The sequence below is a fragment of the Paucilactobacillus nenjiangensis genome, from assembly GCF_008632615.1.
GTDB lineage: Bacteria > Bacillota > Bacilli > Lactobacillales > Lactobacillaceae > Paucilactobacillus > Paucilactobacillus nenjiangensis.
Genome location: NZ_CP043939.1, coordinates 563327 through 579660 on the forward strand (window position 1 = coordinate 563327; position 16334 = coordinate 579660).

A 16334-nucleotide genomic window follows, 5' to 3' on the forward strand; every position below is an offset into this window, starting at 1 on the left:
ACACTTTCAATGTTTTGTATGTAGATTGTTATATAGTGTGTTGCTAAGATGGTCCTTGTTATGTTGCTTACTATTTTATAGTAAAAATATTTATTTTCAACTAGGAGGACTTTAAATTGAGAAAATTGAGTGATTCGCTAACTTTACGAAATAAGGTTGTCTTGCCAACTCGTATTATGATGGCGGCAATGTGTGATATATCAGCCGATGAAGATGGAAAAGTTACTGAAGATGAAGTGAAATATATGAGCGCACATGCAAGTGCAGCTTCGTTAATTGTAACTGGTTATGCTAGTGTCAGTGATAATTGATTTGTCGAACCAGGCCAGTTGGGTGTTAATTCAAACTCGCAAATCCCTAGTTTATCCAGATTGGCAGAGGCGATGAAAAAAGATAATGGGAAAGCTATTTTACAACTGGCTCATGGTGGACGTGAAAGTGCGTATTCACAGAACAATGATTATCAAGCTATTGCACCAAGTAAAATGGATTTTCCGTGGCTAGATTATGATGTAAAAGAAATGACTAACGATGATATTAACAAGATTATTGACGATTTTGCTACGGCGACACAACGTGCTATTGATGCGGGTTTTGATGGAGTTGAAATTCATAATGGAAATCACGATCTTTTACAACAATTTTTTTCAGCATTTTCAAATCAACGTATCGATAAATGGGGTGGGTCTTTAAGTAACCGTATGGAATTGCCACTTGCTGTGTTGAAAGCCATAAGGGCAGTCATTGATGATAATAAGCAAGCAGATTTTATCCTTGGATGGCGAATTAGTCCTGAAGAGATCCATGGAGAAAATATTGGATATAAGGTTGACGAGATGTTGGCTCAGGCCAAGAAAGCTGTCGAAATTGGGATTGACTACCTTAACGTATCACTAACCGGACTGCAGTATAATTATGCTGCAATGCCCCAAGGTTATAATGAATCATTTGCAGAGTTATTTGACAAAATTTCAGGTGAAGCTCCAGTTTTCATTGGTTCACAAATTCATACAGTTGCGGATGGCATGGCTGCCTTGGACAATGCTGAAGGAGTATATATTGCACGTGAAGCTCTGATTGATCCAGAATTTACGGCAAAGGTGATTGACAAAAAGGAAGATGAAATCGTTACAACGATGACTTTTGAAAGATTAAAGGAGATTGGCTTGTCTGATGGCTTGCTGAAGACATATGCTACTTTAACTGATTGGGCAAAAGCAATTCTGCTTAAAGGATTAAAGTATTGAAACAGTAATTTCATAATTTAGTGATAAGTCATAAAGATGAGGTGACAAACAATGAAAAGTGTATTAATTTTAGGAGCTGCTGGCCAAATAGGACAGTTAGTTACAAAAAATATATTAGAACAAACAAATTTAAATGTAGTGTTATATGGGCGCAATGTCTCAAAGAGATTAAACAATTTATCTGATGAACGTGTTGAATTTGTTGATGGTGATTTTGACGAATTAAGTAAATTAAAACAAGCAATGGCAGCTGTTGATATGGTTTATTTAAGCTTTGTTGGCTGGGGTGACCTTACTCAAAACATTGTGTCTATGATGGATGAATTAGGTGTGACTCGATATATAGCTGCCAATATTCCAGATATATATGATGAAGTAGAAGGGCCATTCAAAGCTTGGTATCAAGCTCACACGAAAGAAATACACACAGGTGGTCCACAAGCAGCTGCAAAAATAATTGAAGCAAGTGATTTGGATTATGTAATATTAAGAATTACGTGGTTATACGACGAACCAGGAAATACTAACGTGCATGTAACACGCAAAGGAGAACCCTTACGAGAATCACAAGTAACTCGTGAAGCAGTCGCACGGTTTGTGACAGATTTAGTGGATGGCAAACAGAATTATCATCGTGAAAGCCTAGGATTAGGTGAGTCTGATACGGATTGGGACAAGCCCAGTTTCTATTAACAAATCACTATAATTTCAAATTGAGAAAAGCTTAGCATCGGATTTATAATATCTGGAACTATTACTTTTTTATAAAACAAGGCCTCTGAAAGTAATTTTGCTTTCAGAAGCCTATTTTTTTGGTTCAATTATTTAGTTTTAAATGGGAAATCGACGACTTTGACAATGACGATTAACTCAATGATGATCCCAACTAGTAAGAAAATCATCCCGGAATGAGTTCCCAAGGCAGTCCCATGAGCTAGAGTTACGTTACTAGTTTGCTTGGCACCAACTAAGGCAGCACATAAAGATGTACCAACTGCGCCAGCGAATTGCTGGGTGGTGCTTAGAATGGCATTTCCTTGTGTCCGTAAATGGCTACTAACTTGTTTTAATCCATTGGTCATTAAGTTCCCAAGGTTCAGCCCAATTCCAATCATGAATAAGAAGAACAGTGATCCAATTAATAGGTTGGACATGGTATTACCAAGTAAACAGAAGATGATTAATGAGAGAAAAACAATAGCTGAACCTAAAGTCAGCGGAATCTTTGGACCCAGTTGATCTAAAATACGTCCGCCTAAAGGTGCAAAAACGGCACCAATTAACGCTGCTGGTAAAACAACCAGCCCTGCTAAAATGGCAGAATCATGATTAACTAACTGGATAAAGTTTGGTAATAGGAATGAGAGTCCTAATAACACCATTTGAATGACGAAAAAGGCAATTACATGACCACTAAAGTTTAGATTTTTGAGTAAGGCTAAATTGATAATAGGATTATCAATTTTAAGTGACCGCCAAACAAACAAGATTAAACCAACGGCACCAAGGATAAAGGCACCACCGATACTGGGCGAGGCAAAGCTTGCACTACCTAAGTTACTCATCCCAAAAATTAAGCCGGCCAAACCGATTGTAATGAAGATAAAACCAAGTAAATCAAATTTATTGTGTTCAATTTTACTTTTTTGTTGAATATTGAAAATACCTAAAATTAATGAAACTACTAACAACGGTAACAGGCAAATAAAGATATAACGCCAGCCGATGGAGCTAACCACACTACCGCCAAATGTCGGACCGATTGCGGGAGCGACAGAGGTGATTAACGTTCCAATCCCCATCATGGTTCCAATTTTATGAATTGGGACCTGTTCTAAGATGATGTTGAACATTAGGGGAAGGGCAATTCCAGTGCCTAAGCCTTGAATCATTCGGCCAAGCAATAACAAGGGGAAAGTCGGTGCGATTGAATCAATCACCACACCAAGAATAAACATTAAGTTGGCACATAAAAATAGTGATTTAGTTTTAAAATTTTGTTTTAAGGTGGCTGATAGCGGAACGACAATTGCCACAATTAATAGATAACCGGTCGTCATCCATTGAACAGTGTTAGTGGAAACTCCAAATTGTTTCATTAAAGTTGGGAAAGTGATGTTCATGGCGGTCTCAACGACTACACCACAAAATGACATAATTCCAGCGGCAATGATTGCCAAGAATACGCGAGTCGAGATTTGTTGATTAGATGTGTCCATAATAAAAAGTACTCCTTTTTGATTTCAGAAATATACCCGAGAATATAATTAAATATTGTTATTTCTGCATCCAAAAAATTGTGGGTAACTTGAATTAATTGGCGGCACATCTCACGAAGATTCCTCAGGATCAACGCTACTATTTTAGACGTGATGAAGCTAACAGGATAATACTATACACGAAATTTTTAATGAATGAAAGGTCAATTCGTCGGTCAAACGACAAAAAAACTTCGCTCAACCTGAATTGTTAAGCGAAGTTAAATTAATAAATTTTATTTGTTATCGTGATGCTTAAATGGAAAATCAACTACTTTAATTAAGACGATAAATTCGACAATCATGGCACAAATTAAAAAGATTAATGCTGAATGTGAACCAAGTGCTGTTCCATGGGCTAACGTGACATTAGCAGTTTGCTTAGCAGCGACAAAAGCGGCTGTCAAAGAAGTTCCCACGGCTCCAGCAAATTGTTGCATGGTAGTCAAAATGGCATTTCCGTGGCTGCGCATTCTGCCGTCGATTTGCTTTAAACCGTTCGTCATTAGGTTACCAAAACTCAAGCCAATCCCAATCATGAAGAAGAAGTACAATGTTCCCATTAACAGATTTGAAAATTGGGTCCCCATTAAGACAAAGACACACAGTACAATCAAAGCGATGGTTGAACCAATTGTCAGTGGGATTTTAGCACCAACACGGTCTAAAATTCGTCCACCTAAAGGTGCAAAGACTGCACCGATTAACGCACCAGGTAAGACAATTAATCCAGCTAACACGGCGGAACCGTGATTCACAATTTGAATGTAATTAGGGAGTAGGAATGATAATCCAAGTGACACTAACTGAAAGACGAAAAAGGTAAAGACGTGACCGCTAAAATTAGGATTGCTCAACACGCGCACATTGATAATTGGGTTATCAATCGTGGCTGAACGCCAGATAAAGGCCACCATTCCGATAATTCCGACTAAGATTGAGCCGCCAATTTTTAGTGACATGAAGGATTCACTCCCAAGGTTACTAAAGCCAAAGATTAACCCCGCTAATCCGAGAATAATGAAAATGAATCCAAGTACATCAAATTTAGTTCGACGAATTTCACTCTTTTGCTGAATGCTCAGTACTCCAAGAATAAATGAAATCACCAACAATGGTAAGAGGAAGATGAAAATGAAACGCCATCCGATGGAACTAACTACGGCGCCACCAAATGTCGGACCGACAGCCGGAGCAACGGCGGTGATTAGTGTTCCAATCCCCATCATCATCCCAATTTTACTCATGGGTACTTGTTCTAAAATGATATTGAACATGAGTGGGAGGGCAATTCCAGTACCGATTCCTTGAATGGCACGGCCAATTAATAAGAGTGAAAAAGTGGGTGCAACGGCATCAGTAGCGACACCTAAGATAAACATTAAATTGGCAAAAATGAATAAATTCTTTGTTTTAAAATTTTGTTTCAGTGTTGCTGATAATGGCACAATAATTGCAACCACCAATAAATAAACGGTGGTCATCCATTGCACGGTGTTGGTTGAAACAGCGAACTGTTTCATTAAGGTAGGGAAGGTAATGTTCATCGCGGTTTCGACGACCACCCCACAAAACGACATAATCCCTGTCGCAATAATTGCCATAATAACTTTACTTGAAATTTTTTGATCTGTTCCATCCATAATAATAAATTTACTCCTTGTTGATTTCTGTGATGTATTCAAGAATATTCTTGAAAGTTTCGACTTCTGTTGTCGAAAATTGTTGGGTAATGCGAGCCTGTTGACGATCACTATAAGCTGAAATATCCACCGCCAATGCCTTTGCTTTATCCGTGAGGTTCAATGTTTTTTGACGAGCATCATCTTTTGAAGTGGTACGAATAATCAAGTCTTTTTGTTCCATTTTCTGTAATAACACCGTGGCAGTTGACCGCTGAATGTTAAATTCATGTTCAACATTGCGTTGTTGAATCTCAATCGTTGGGTTTTGAGACATGTAATCAATTACCGAAATCTGGACGCTAGTTAAATCAAATTCACGGGCAAATTTGTCGAATTTACGCGTCATCTGATTGCTGGTTTTCTTGATTAACCGGGCTAGATTTTGTTCCATGAAAATACCTCTTTCTAAATATCGTTAGCAGACTAACGATTTATTACTATACTCGTTTTTTAATTTATGTGCAAGAAAAAAAGGATATATGACAAAACTTTCGCTTTGCGCATATATCCTTGATTAATTCTGTTTTTAATTATCTTTGGCAATCTTACTGTGTCTGAATCCGTAGGCGAAGTAAATTACTAAGCCGATTAAGAACCAGATACCCGCACCGACCCAAGTTTCTAATTGAAGTTGAGTCAACATCGCAATACAGGCCAGGCCTGAAACGATTGGTAGAACTGGATACCAAGGTACCTTGAAGCCACCTTCGTTTTTAATGTCTTTACGACGACGAAGTGGAATAATTCCAAAGGAAACAAAGGTAAATGCTAATAAGGTTCCGATATTAACTAGACTAGTTAATTGATCTAGAGGAACCAAGCCACCCATGAAGGCGATAATAATGGTTACCGCAATCAGTGCATTCAAAGGAATTTTGTGTTTCTCAGTAATTTTGTTCAGGAACGTTGGCAATAAGCCATCACGACCAATTGAATATACCAGACGAGAACTTGAGTAGATCATCGTAACCATCATCGTAAACATACCAATTAAGGCACCGATAGAAATGACTCCAGCAGCCCAATCTTGATGTGCCACTTGCATTGCAAAAGCGACAGGATTAGCAACATCCAAGTGCGTGTATTTAACCATTCCAGTTAAGACAACTGACACGGCCATGTACAAAATCGTGGCTACCAGTAATGTACCGATAATTCCGATTGGCATATTGCGTTTCGGATTCTTAACCTCGGCCGCTGATGAAGAAACCGCATCGAACCCAAGATAAGCAAAGAACACGGTTGCCGCTCCTTGGAAAACACCACTCATTTTATATGGTAAAAATGGATGCCAGTTATGTGGTTTTACAAAGAAAATTCCAACCACAATAAAAATTAGAATAATAGCAATTTTAATAATTACGGCCCAATTATTAATTTTCATGGAAGTACTCATTCCACGAGAAAGTAAAAATGAAATAGCTACCACAATCAAGACGGCGACCAAGTTAACGTATGTACCATGAGCTGGGTCAAATGAACCGGAAATTGCCTTTGGCACGTGTAGTCCAAAGCCTTCGATAAATGAATTGAAATACGCAGCCCAACCCGTTGAAACAGCAGCTACGGCTAACATATATTCAAGAATTAATGCCCAACCAAGAATCCAACCAATGATTTCACCCATGACCAAGTTACCGTATGAATAAGCACTACCAGCAACTGGTAAAGCAGATGAAAATTCGGCGTAACACATTGCGGATAGAGCACAGACAATGGCGGAAAAGAAAAATGATAGAATAATACCAGGGCCACTAGTTGTGGCGGCCACGGTTCCAGGAAGAATAAAAATACCAGTACCAATAACTGCACCAATCCCAAGGGCAATTAGGTCGAAAGCTGACAACGTTTTAGCAAAATGACGGTCACTTTCTAGGTATCGATCTAGACTTTCTTTACGTAAAAATTTTGAGAACATCTAACATACCACCTCTTTACATTATTGAAAAAACAATCTGCAATAAATTTTACCATAAGTTGATTATAATTAAAATAACGTTAAAATTGAAATAATACTACTTACAAAGGATGTTAAAAAATGTCATTAGAAATCACTAGTGGTGCAGTTGTGTACCGATTAAAAGAAAATGAGATTCAATATCTACTATTAAAAAGCGGCAATCAAGGGCATTTTTGGGGATTTCCGAAGGGCCACGTCGAGGCTAGGGAGGATTTAATTACCACGGCGCACCGAGAAATTTTTGAGGAAACACAATTAGATTTAGCGATTGACGAAAGTTTTCAAGTGAAAACTGAATATGATTTGCCCAATGGCAATCACAAGGAAATGACGCTTTTTACCGCTGAAGTAAAAGGTAATCAATTGATTGAGTTACAAACAGTTGAAATTGATGGTTCGCAATGGTTAAATTATAGAACAGCCCGAGAACGACTGACGTATGACAATTTAAAAGGGTTGTTGGATCAAGTCAATGAACACCTCGAAAATCAAAATGAAAAGTAGGATGAAATGATGAAACGAGTATTGGTAATTACAGGTGCAACTGGCTCCGGTAAAACAACAGTGAGTAAGTATCTGCAAAGCAAATATCATTTACCAAAAGTAATTACTCATACCACCCGTAAGCCACGTGAAGGCGAGACCAACGGTGTTGATTATAATTTTGAAACCCGCGAATCGATGCGCAAACTCGATTTGTTGGAACAAGTCACTTATGATTTCAACTTGTATGGTTCTTCAATGGAAGGATTAAATCAGGCGTGGGAAAAAGATGATTTAGTGACGATTGTGCTCGATACGAAGGGCGCCGTGACTTATAAGCAAAAGTTAGGTGATCAGGCCGTGATAGTTTTCTTGACCGTCAGTGAACCTGATTCATTGAAAGATCGCCTAGCTTCACGAGGGGACGAACGAATTGCTTTGGTGCAACGTATTAAAAGTGCTGAATATCATCGGGATTTAAAAATTCCCAAGCAATTGGATGGTCATTCACACGTGATTGTTAATGATGATTGGAACCAAACTAAGATTGCACTCGGGCACATTATGGATCAACTGAAAGCTTAAGTTACAAAGCAACCTGTGTGGTGCTGTTCGTAAATCTGTGCTAATATGTGTAAAGCGTAATCGTTATTATTTAGCGGAGGAAATCTATGGCTGCAGAAGCAGGTCAAGCACTCAAAATTTTAAAAGATGAAAATTATAAATTAACCAAGCAACGCAAATCGTTGGTTGACTATTTAGCTGACAATCAAAATCGGTATTTAGACGTCACCAAAGTGGATGAATATTTGCGTCAGCTTTATCCGGGGATGAGTCATAATACCATTTATCGCAATCTCAAAGAGTTTGAAGAAATTGGCATTGTTGAAACGCACGTTAAAAATGATCAGATGCAAGTCAAGTTTCAATGTGACTATAAGCATATGCATCATCACCATTTTGTGTGTTCAAATTGTGGCTTAGTTCAAGAAATTGAAATGTGTCCCATTGATATGGCTTTTTTTGAACAACAATTGCCTGGCGCAGAAATTGAGGGTCACCGATTCGAATTATTCGGATTATGTGCCAACTGTAAAGCAAAAAAATAATGACTGTTCGATAGTAGAATCTTAATTTTACTATCGTTTTTTGTCTGTTGCTTGAAGTCGGATGGTTGAACATATCATTAAACTTATACAATCCTTAACAATCAAGTCTGCAAAAATTCGAGATTATGATTTAAAATGTATTTAAAGCTATCAAAGGAGAAATATGGAATATGGCATATCGCACACCACCATTTATTACGCCGTTTGCAATCGTCTCGATTGTCTTGGCATTAAGCGCCACAAATGTGGTAGTAAATACGACCACGCATACTAGTGAAGGGGCACCAGCTTCATCAAGTTCCAGTGTCCGTGTGAGTTCGAGTTCACACTCTTCAACCTCAGAAAGTGCACCTAAAGACAGTAGTTCAAAAACTAGTTCAAGTGAAACTCCGGATACAACGGCAGATAATTCAAGTACCAAAACTTCCAGTGCAAATTCGACCACGACTGACAACACCGATGATACAGACGATTCAACGGCCGACTCAACCGCTGGAACAACCACGACTGGATCTAGCTCAACAACGAGTTCAACTACCGGCACCACGACTGACAATACAAGCAAATAGGAGATAATTACAATGTTAACGATTTTGGATATGATTAACCGTTCACTGGGTTATTTTAATGTGAATACAAAATTAAAAAACCAAGCCTATGTTGTGGTTGGTTTCTTTGGTGAATTTTATTTGTTTTACGTGGCCTTTCGACTCTTAAAAAATGGCGCCTATGTCCGCGGCCTGTTATTTATGTTAGCCTTTCTGGCATTAATGTACTTTGTGGTGTTAAATTTTATTTACTTCTTCACTGATAAAAAAGCAAAATTTGATATTTCACCAAAAATTGAAAAATTATTGGGTGGACCACGATTAACTGAAGCAGAACGTTTGGCTAAAGAACTTGGCAAGTCGTCTAACATTCCGGCAAATGGACTCTTTTCTAATGATCAAATTCTGCCGGCAGACGTGGCCATCAATGACCATGAGCAAGCCAATTTACGATGCATTGTGAAACAACTGGTGCGTGAAGATATTTTAGAGGCTGATTACGGTCATCGTTCGGAAAAAGAAATTTTAAAACGCAGCCGTCGCGAAGATGAATCTACTCAAAAATTAGTTGAAAATCAAGTGGTGCCTTATTTTGAATTGGTGCCAACTGGTGGACGGTTAGAAATTTTCATTGGTTTGAATAAAATGGAACGATTAGCAGTTGGCCATCTGAGCAGTGTGGGGCTAACTGATGTCAAATCTGCCCAAGAAGACTACCATATTTACTTAGCCAATGTCTTTATTACTGGCGGTCCAGAAAAGTTCGCTGGCCGAAGCGATACCACGATTGAACATGATCGACCATACGAATTGAACGTGAAAGTCGCCTATAAAGGCAAAGATGAAAAGTAGACTGAAAGGTCTCTTTTTTTGAATCTAATTGAGTAAAACTGGATAAGTTGTATAGAAGTCGGCGGTTAAAATAAATTCATTTTGACACAGAGCCGTGTGGTTGCTATATTATAATCAGTTTTTAATTTACTTTTAATTTACAGAATTGAGGGATAGAAATGAGCGAAAAGGTACAACAGTTATTAGGACGCATGCATAATGAACTTGCAGACACCAAGCCATCAAGTATTCGAGCATTTGATCAGGAGGCATCGGCAATCCCTGGCGTCATCAAATTGACTTTAGGTGAACCGGATTTCAATACGCCTGAACATATTAAACAAGCAGCAATCAAAAGTATTGAAAATAACCATTCGCACTATCCACAGTCTGCCGGAACTCCTGGGCTCCGTGCAGCTGCCGCTAATTTCCTCGATAAAAAATATAATCTAAATTATACCGCCGACAATATTTTGGTTACGGTGGGGGCCACTGAAGCCATCGCCACTGCTGTCATGGCAGTAACCAACCCCGGTGATGAAATTATTGTGCCAACTCCAATTTGGCCAATGTATATTTCAATTTTGAAGGCTCATGGTGTTGTACCTGTCTTCATTAATACTGCCGAAGAAGACTTTGTTTTAAGTTTTGAAAAATTGAAGGCCACCTTGGATGAACACGGCGATAAAGTTAAAGCCGTTGTTCTGAACTTCCCTTCAAACCCAACGGGAGTTACTTATCGTCGCGCTGACACGAAGGCGATTGCTGACGTGCTGGCAGACCGTGATGTCTTCGTAATTGCTGATGAAATTTATAGTGAACTGACTTATGGTGAAAAGCATGTGTCAGTCGCTGAATATTTACCTGAACAAACTATTTTGATTAATGGTGTTTCAAAGTCCCATGCGATGACTGGCTGGAGAATTGGTATCATTGCCGCTCAAGCAGACATTCAAAAAGAACTCTTTAAAATGCATCAATTCACTGTTACTACGGCCACTTATAATGCCCAAGACGCAGCAGAAGAAGCATTTACCAACGGATTCGAAGACGGCCTTGAAATGTGTAAAGATTACCAAAAACGTGGTGAATTTGTTTACGAACAAATGACTAGCTTTGGTTTTACTGCAACAAAACCACAAGGAGCATTTTACTCATTTTGTAAGATCCCTGAATCATGGAATATTGGCGACTGGGATTTCTGTCGTCAATTACTAGCTGAACAAAAAGTCGCTGTCGTTGCTGGTTCACCATTTGGACCAGGGGGAGAGGGCTACATTCGAATCAGCTATGCTTCATCGATGGAAAACCTTCAAGAAGCGATGGTTCGAATTGGTAAATTTGTTGATGCACATTTTAAAACAGCAGCTAATGCTTAATTAGCTCATTTGACTCGATTCTATTCTTAGAATTGGGTCTTTTTTTTATATTTTTTTGTCAACCAATGACGAAGTTGTGAATATTTTACAGCGATATTGTTAACATTTCTTTGACGATATCTAAGTATTGGTATAAAATTTAGTCTAACGTAAATTTAAAATGGCATTAAGTTTCAATTAGAAACGGTGCTAAAGAGTGGAGGATTTTCATATGTCAATGGTCGAATTTCACGATGTCCAAAAATATTACGGTGATTTTCATGCCTTAAAGGATATCAATTTAACGGTGGAAGCCGGTGAAACTGTTGTTTTAATCGGACCTTCAGGCTCTGGGAAGAGTACTTTAATCCGAACAATCAACGGCCTTGAACCTATTCAAGAAGGTCGTCTAATCGTTGACGGATTTGATTTGGCTGATAAAAAAACTGATGCCAATAAGATTCGCAAGAACGTTGGGATGGTATTTCAACATTTCAATTTGTATGCCAACAAGACTGTCATTGAAAACATTATGTTAGCACCTCGAATTGTGCTAAAACGTGATGAAAAAGAAAATAAAGAATTTGCACTAAGTTTGTTGGAAAAGGTTGGGCTGGAAAGTAAAGCAGATAGCTATCCTCGTCAATTATCTGGTGGTCAACAACAACGAATCGCGATTGCGCGTAGTTTAGCAATGAAGCCAAAATTGATTTTGTTTGATGAACCAACCTCAGCTTTGGATCCAGAAATGATTGATGATGTGCTGAACGTTATGAAAGATATTGCACGTGATTCAAGCATGGGAATGATCGTGGTTACTCATGAAATGGGCTTCGCACGTGAAGTGGGTGATCGTGTTATTTTCATGGCCGATGGAGAAATCCTCGAAGATGATAGCAAGGAAAAATTCTTTGATGGCGAACCAAGTAACGAACGTGCTCGTCAATTCTTAAGTAAAATCATCGTACACAAGTAAGAAGGGGGAAGCAGCCATGAAAAAGTTTGGTCGTTTCATGGGCTTGTTTGCCGCTCTTGCGTTGTTGCTAGTCACAATGACAGCTTGTGGGTCAAGCAAAGCTCTATCAAAACAAGACGTTTTGAAAGTAGATACAAAAGCTAATACCATCACTTGGGGTGTCAAAGCCGATACTAAGTTATTTGGTTTGATGAACACCAAGACCAGTATCGATGAAGGATTTGAAGTGGATGTTGCTAAGGCATTAACCAAAGAAATTCTCGGTAAAGATGGCAAGGCTGTCTTTGTTCCAATTACCAGTTCTACCCGAGTCCCATTACTTAGAAATGGGAACATTGATGCAATTATTGCTACCATGACGATTACACCGGAACGTGAAAAGCAAGTTGATTTCACCCGGTCGTATTTCAACGCTGGCCAAGCTATTTTGGTTAAAAAGGGTAGCCCAATTCAAAGTGTTAAAGACTTGAACAAAAAAGGAAAAGTCGTAATTGGGGTAGTTGGTTCAAACTCAGTTCAAAATATTGGTAAATTTGCACCTAAGGCTAAAGTGCTTCAAATGTCAGATTATGCGCAAGCATTGACGGCTTTGAAGTCAGGCCAAGGGGATGCATTAACTACTGATAATGGTATTTTATATGGTATGTCGGTCGACAACCCAGGTTATGTCGTGGTCGGAGGATCATTTACACAAGAACCTTACGGAATTGCCGTCAACCAAGGTCAAACCAACTTCAAGAACCGTCTAAATAAGGCATTAACCACCATTGAAAACGATGGTACTTACAATAAAATCCTTAAGAAGTGGTTCGGTAATGTTGAAGGATTTAATTATGAGGAGATGAAGCGATAATGATTCATATTTTTGCAACCGAATGGCAACCGTTATTACAAGGGTTCGGTCAAACATTGTTGTGTAGCATTATTGCACTATTCTTCAGTTTGATTATTGGAACCGTCTTTGCCATTTTCGAAATTATGCCTAACAAGATTATGCGAGTAATCGGTAATGTTTACGTAGAAATTTTCCGTAATATTCCATTACTAGTTATTACCATGTTCTTCTTCGTGGTTATTCCACTGTATGTCGTTAAGATTAGTGGTTTCGCTGCCGGAACAATTGGGTTAACAATTTACACCTCAGCCTTTATTGCTGAAACTGTTCGTGCCGGAATTCAATCTGTGGATGATGGCCAAATGGAAGGTGCCCAATCGAATGGATTAACTTTCTGGCAAGCTATGCGACACATTATTTTACCGCAAGCTTTCAAGATTGTGATTCCACCATTGGGAAACCAATTTATTAACTTAGTTAAAAACTCGTCTGTCCTAGCCTTCGTGGCCGGTTTTGATTTGATGTATCAAGGTAATATGATTGCCAATGATACACTCCAAACAATGTCAACTTTCTTTGCAGTGGGTGTCTTGTACTTGATCATCACCATGCCATTAAGTTATTACATGCGTCATCTAGAGAAAAAATTAGCCGCTTAAGGAGGTAGTAGAAATGCAAACATTTATTGATGCATATTCATGGTTAAACCTACGCTACCTTCTTCAAGGTTTGTGGGTGACTGTTGAAGTTTCAGTAATTTCAGTTATTCTTAGTTTTATTTTTGGGACGATTTTAGGGGTGATTCGTTATTCCGAGATCAAATACGTGTCCGCAATTGTCGGATTTGTGATTGATTTAATTCGGAACTTACCTTTGCTTCTAATTATCTTCTTTACTTACTTTGGTTTGCCCAACTTGGGATTCAAACCTCCAGTAATTGCCGCCGCCATCATTGCGATGACAGTCTTTGAATCAATGATGATTGCTGAAATTGTTCGTTCAGGAATTATGGCCGTGGATAAAGGACAAATGGAAGGTGCCCAGTCTAATGGGATTGGATATTGGACCGCATTGAGAATTGTGGTCTTACCACAAGCAATGAAGAACATGGTGCCAGCCTTAGTTAGTCAATTTATTTCACTAATCAAGGATACTTCATTGGGAACGATTATCGTGCTTCCTGAAATGATGTACCATGCTCAAATCATCTATGGTCAAAATACCAATTATATTATTCCAATGTTCGTTGCGTTAGCGGTACTGTACTTTATCGTTTGTTACGCATTGTCATTGGTGGGCAAGTATTTCGAACGTCGCCTAGCTTAATTAATGGTTCTACAATATTTGGTACTGATAGAGATTCACTTTGTGAATTTCTACTGGTGCCATTTTCTATTATCAAGTAAAATTGTACAAAAACTGATTCACCACTTTTTCTTTTTTTGCTAAAGTGGTAATGAAGTTGACATGTCGAAGGTCTATTTGGCGCACCTTCTGGTGACGTCGTCACAAAAACTGGCAACTTCATTTGGTTCACAAATTAACTCGCTCGAAGTCCGTTGGCTATTTAAAGTCGTGTATTGAAAATTGAGATGAGTGAATCAGTGAATACAACTTTCATAAAGGTGGTAGTTAGTCATGGATATCGTATTTGGTATTGATGTAAGTAAGCACAGCTCCAATATAGCAATTTTGATTGAACAAAAGGTTTACAAAGAATTCAAAATGACCGGCATGGGTTTGAAATTCTTGAAGATGAGCTAGATGGCTTAACATCACCACAGATAATTTTTGAATCTTCAGGAATCTATTCTCGCAGTATACGTGCATTTCTGATTCGTAACGGTTGGCAATATACAGAAATTAATCCTTTAGCAGCTAAGAAGGATATGGATAGTTTTCGCCACAATAAAAATGACCGATTAGATGCAGTTTCATTGGCAATGGCGATGTCACAACATCACTACAAGCCAACATTTCAGGAACAACCAGTTTATTCAGAACTGCATGATTTAGAACGGACATATCAAGAGCTGAATGAAGATATTGTTAGGGCTAAGAATCGATTACATCAAAAACTACAACTGGCTTTCCCCGAAATTGAACGATTCTTAAGTGTCACCGATGGTGCATTGTATTGGCACATCGTTCAGCAGTTTCCACATCCATCTCTGGTTTTAGAAATGGGAATTACCGAACTGGCTCGGCTAATTATTGAAGCGACACCTAAGAACATGGGTGAACGTCGTTCGCTGGTTCTAGCCCAGCACTTACAAGATTTGGCATATAATTCAGCTCCAGCTGTTGAAAACTGCACACATGCCGTCCAAGCTGTAATTTATTTAGCCGGAGAAGTAGAACGACTCGATACTTTGAAGAAGAAAACGATTGACGAAATGACTGAAATTTCAGCTAATCTTCAGGAAATTCCCATTCTACAATCGATTCCAGGAATTGGTATTAAAACAGCAGTATGTTTGGTGGCTGAATTGGGAGATATCCGCAGATTTAGAAAACCTAATGCGATTAATGCTTATATCGGAATTGACTTAATTCAATATCAATCTGGGGACTTTGAAATGGGACAGCACATCAGGAAGCGTGGGAATACCTACGCTCGTAAAATACTTTTCAAAGCTGTACTGAATATAGTGAGTGTCTCAAGATATCATCCTAGTAACATTAGTCTGTTCTATCAAAGAAAAAAGCAATCTTCCGGTGACATTCACACCAAGAAGATTGCCATAGCTGCGATGGGAAGGCTCAATCGAACCATCTACCACCTCATCAAAAATAATGAATTTTATGACCCTATGAAGTTCACGCCAGAACTGTAGATCACTATCCATTCAAATACATTATAGCATCTCAAAAATTAGGAATACTAGAGATGTTTATTTTGTGTACACTCAATTTAATTTAATTGATCTTTTTCAGTTCATATACGTTATTAAATAGGCCTGTAGCCATGCTTTATTAAAATAAAAAACCATTAGAACGAGGTTTTCCTTGACTAATGGTAGAAAATAGAAGATAGCCTGACC

The 16334-nt window shown here is 38.5% G+C and carries 19 protein-coding genes; 15 read left to right on the plus strand and 4 right to left on the minus strand.

What is annotated here, in order from left to right; genetic code table 11:
- Window positions 1–116: 116 nt before the first annotated feature.
- Genes F0161_RS11785 through F0161_RS02800 form a run of 3 tightly spaced genes read left to right on the plus strand, consistent with a single transcriptional unit; the run spans window position 117 to window position 1940 of the window.
- Window positions 117–311, plus strand: coding sequence for an oxidoreductase (locus F0161_RS11785; protein ID WP_150203656.1), 195 nt, complete (start codon window positions 117–119; stop codon window positions 309–311).
- A gap of 18 nt (window positions 312–329) precedes the next feature.
- Window positions 330–1247 carry an oxidoreductase gene (locus tag F0161_RS02795; RefSeq protein ID WP_150203657.1) on the plus strand — a complete coding sequence of 306 codons (918 nt, stop codon included), beginning with the start codon at window positions 330–332 and terminating at the stop codon, window positions 1245–1247.
- Between the two features lie 51 nt (window positions 1248–1298).
- Complete coding sequence (locus tag F0161_RS02800) at window positions 1299–1940, plus strand: NAD(P)H-binding protein (protein WP_150203658.1); 642 nt, start codon at window positions 1299–1301, stop codon at window positions 1938–1940.
- A 128-nt stretch (window positions 1941–2068) separates the two neighbouring features.
- Here the strand turns inward: F0161_RS02800 and F0161_RS02805 are convergent, their stop codons facing one another.
- The 4 genes from F0161_RS02805 to F0161_RS02820 all read right to left on the minus strand — a co-directional run bounded on the left by F0161_RS02805 (window position 2069) and on the right by F0161_RS02820 (window position 7108).
- Window positions 2069–3466, minus strand: a complete 1398-nt coding sequence (locus F0161_RS02805; protein ID WP_150203659.1) for a DHA2 family efflux MFS transporter permease subunit — start codon at window positions 3464–3466, stop codon at window positions 2069–2071.
- Window positions 3467–3741: 275 nt separating this feature from the next.
- Entirely contained in the window at window positions 3742–5148 is a 1407-nt protein-coding gene (locus tag F0161_RS02810) for a DHA2 family efflux MFS transporter permease subunit (RefSeq protein ID WP_150203660.1), read from the minus strand.
- Between the two features lie 10 nt (window positions 5149–5158).
- Window positions 5159–5581 (minus strand): MarR family winged helix-turn-helix transcriptional regulator, encoded by a 423-nt coding sequence (locus F0161_RS02815; protein ID WP_137601731.1) that lies wholly within the window; start codon window positions 5579–5581, stop codon window positions 5159–5161.
- Window positions 5582–5716: 135 nt separating this feature from the next.
- Window positions 5717–7108, minus strand: a complete 1392-nt coding sequence (locus F0161_RS02820) for an amino acid permease (RefSeq protein WP_150203661.1) — start codon at window positions 7106–7108, stop codon at window positions 5717–5719.
- Window positions 7109–7228: 120 nt separating this feature from the next.
- Between F0161_RS02820 and F0161_RS02825 the strand changes: the two genes are divergently transcribed.
- The 12 genes from F0161_RS02825 (at window position 7229) to F0161_RS02875 (ending at window position 16127) form a co-directional block, all read left to right on the plus strand.
- Complete coding sequence (locus F0161_RS02825; RefSeq protein ID WP_150203662.1) at window positions 7229–7654, plus strand: bis(5'-nucleosyl)-tetraphosphatase; 426 nt, start codon at window positions 7229–7231, stop codon at window positions 7652–7654.
- Window positions 7655–7660: 6 nt separating this feature from the next.
- Window positions 7661–8218 (plus strand): guanylate kinase, encoded by a 558-nt coding sequence (locus F0161_RS02830; RefSeq protein WP_150203663.1) that lies wholly within the window; start codon window positions 7661–7663, stop codon window positions 8216–8218.
- An 86-nt stretch (window positions 8219–8304) separates the two neighbouring features.
- Window positions 8305–8742: a Fur family transcriptional regulator gene (locus F0161_RS02835; protein WP_137601735.1), complete on the plus strand. Its 438-nt coding sequence runs from the start codon at window positions 8305–8307 to the stop codon at window positions 8740–8742.
- Between the two features lie 170 nt (window positions 8743–8912).
- On the plus strand, window positions 8913–9311 hold the full coding sequence (locus tag F0161_RS02840; RefSeq protein WP_150203664.1) for a hypothetical protein: 399 nt from the start codon (window positions 8913–8915) through the stop codon (window positions 9309–9311).
- A 12-nt stretch (window positions 9312–9323) separates the two neighbouring features.
- Window positions 9324–10142, plus strand: coding sequence for a DUF6681 family protein (locus tag F0161_RS02845; RefSeq protein ID WP_150203665.1), 819 nt, complete (start codon window positions 9324–9326; stop codon window positions 10140–10142).
- A 158-nt stretch (window positions 10143–10300) separates the two neighbouring features.
- Window positions 10301–11500 (plus strand): aminotransferase class I/II-fold pyridoxal phosphate-dependent enzyme, encoded by a 1200-nt coding sequence (locus F0161_RS02850; RefSeq protein ID WP_150203666.1) that lies wholly within the window; start codon window positions 10301–10303, stop codon window positions 11498–11500.
- Window positions 11501–11711: 211 nt separating this feature from the next.
- Complete coding sequence (locus F0161_RS02855; protein WP_150203667.1) at window positions 11712–12455, plus strand: amino acid ABC transporter ATP-binding protein; 744 nt, start codon at window positions 11712–11714, stop codon at window positions 12453–12455.
- A 16-nt stretch (window positions 12456–12471) separates the two neighbouring features.
- Window positions 12472–13308 carry a transporter substrate-binding domain-containing protein gene (locus F0161_RS02860; protein WP_137602834.1) on the plus strand — a complete coding sequence of 279 codons (837 nt, stop codon included), beginning with the start codon at window positions 12472–12474 and terminating at the stop codon, window positions 13306–13308.
- Window positions 13308–13949, plus strand: a complete 642-nt coding sequence (locus tag F0161_RS02865) for an amino acid ABC transporter permease (RefSeq protein ID WP_137602833.1) — start codon at window positions 13308–13310, stop codon at window positions 13947–13949. Before F0161_RS02860 ends, F0161_RS02865 begins: the two co-directional genes overlap by 1 nt.
- A 13-nt stretch (window positions 13950–13962) precedes the next feature.
- Complete coding sequence (locus F0161_RS02870; protein ID WP_137602832.1) at window positions 13963–14616, plus strand: amino acid ABC transporter permease; 654 nt, start codon at window positions 13963–13965, stop codon at window positions 14614–14616.
- Window positions 14617–14928: 312 nt separating this feature from the next.
- The gene (locus F0161_RS11675) at window positions 14929–15054 is read left to right on the plus strand and encodes a hypothetical protein (protein WP_263862639.1); all 126 of its coding nucleotides are present in this window, start codon (window positions 14929–14931) and stop codon (window positions 15052–15054) included.
- Window positions 15036–16127 (plus strand): IS110 family RNA-guided transposase, encoded by a 1092-nt coding sequence (locus F0161_RS02875; RefSeq protein ID WP_263862647.1) that lies wholly within the window; start codon window positions 15036–15038, stop codon window positions 16125–16127. Before F0161_RS11675 ends, F0161_RS02875 begins: the two co-directional genes overlap by 19 nt.
- The last annotated feature ends 207 nt before the right edge of the window (window positions 16128–16334 follow it).

Bases quoted from the DNA above. Each gene is read 5' to 3' on its own strand.
- F0161_RS02850 (WP_150203666.1), top strand. From the start codon at position 10,301: ATGAGCGAAAAGGTACAACAGTTATTAGGACGCATGCATAATGAACTT.
- F0161_RS02800 (WP_150203658.1), top strand. From the start codon at position 1,299: ATGAAAAGTGTATTAATTTTAGGAGCTGCTGGCCAAATAGGACAGTTA.
- F0161_RS11675 (WP_263862639.1), top strand. From the start codon at position 14,929: ATGGATATCGTATTTGGTATTGATGTAAGTAAGCACAGCTCCAATATA.
- F0161_RS02870 (WP_137602832.1), top strand. From the start codon at position 13,963: ATGCAAACATTTATTGATGCATATTCATGGTTAAACCTACGCTACCTT.
- F0161_RS02860 (WP_137602834.1), top strand. From the start codon at position 12,472: ATGAAAAAGTTTGGTCGTTTCATGGGCTTGTTTGCCGCTCTTGCGTTG.
- F0161_RS02815 (WP_137601731.1), bottom strand. From the start codon at position 5,581: ATGGAACAAAATCTAGCCCGGTTAATCAAGAAAACCAGCAATCAGATG.
- F0161_RS02855 (WP_150203667.1), top strand. From the start codon at position 11,712: ATGTCAATGGTCGAATTTCACGATGTCCAAAAATATTACGGTGATTTT.
- F0161_RS02845 (WP_150203665.1), top strand. From the start codon at position 9,324: ATGTTAACGATTTTGGATATGATTAACCGTTCACTGGGTTATTTTAAT.
- F0161_RS02840 (WP_150203664.1), top strand. From the start codon at position 8,913: ATGGCATATCGCACACCACCATTTATTACGCCGTTTGCAATCGTCTCG.
- F0161_RS02830 (WP_150203663.1), top strand. From the start codon at position 7,661: ATGATGAAACGAGTATTGGTAATTACAGGTGCAACTGGCTCCGGTAAA.
- F0161_RS02825 (WP_150203662.1), top strand. From the start codon at position 7,229: ATGTCATTAGAAATCACTAGTGGTGCAGTTGTGTACCGATTAAAAGAA.
- F0161_RS02820 (WP_150203661.1), bottom strand. From the start codon at position 7,108: ATGTTCTCAAAATTTTTACGTAAAGAAAGTCTAGATCGATACCTAGAA.
- F0161_RS02810 (WP_150203660.1), bottom strand. From the start codon at position 5,148: ATGGATGGAACAGATCAAAAAATTTCAAGTAAAGTTATTATGGCAATT.
- F0161_RS02805 (WP_150203659.1), bottom strand. From the start codon at position 3,466: ATGGACACATCTAATCAACAAATCTCGACTCGCGTATTCTTGGCAATC.
- F0161_RS02865 (WP_137602833.1), top strand. From the start codon at position 13,308: ATGATTCATATTTTTGCAACCGAATGGCAACCGTTATTACAAGGGTTC.
- F0161_RS02835 (WP_137601735.1), top strand. From the start codon at position 8,305: ATGGCTGCAGAAGCAGGTCAAGCACTCAAAATTTTAAAAGATGAAAAT.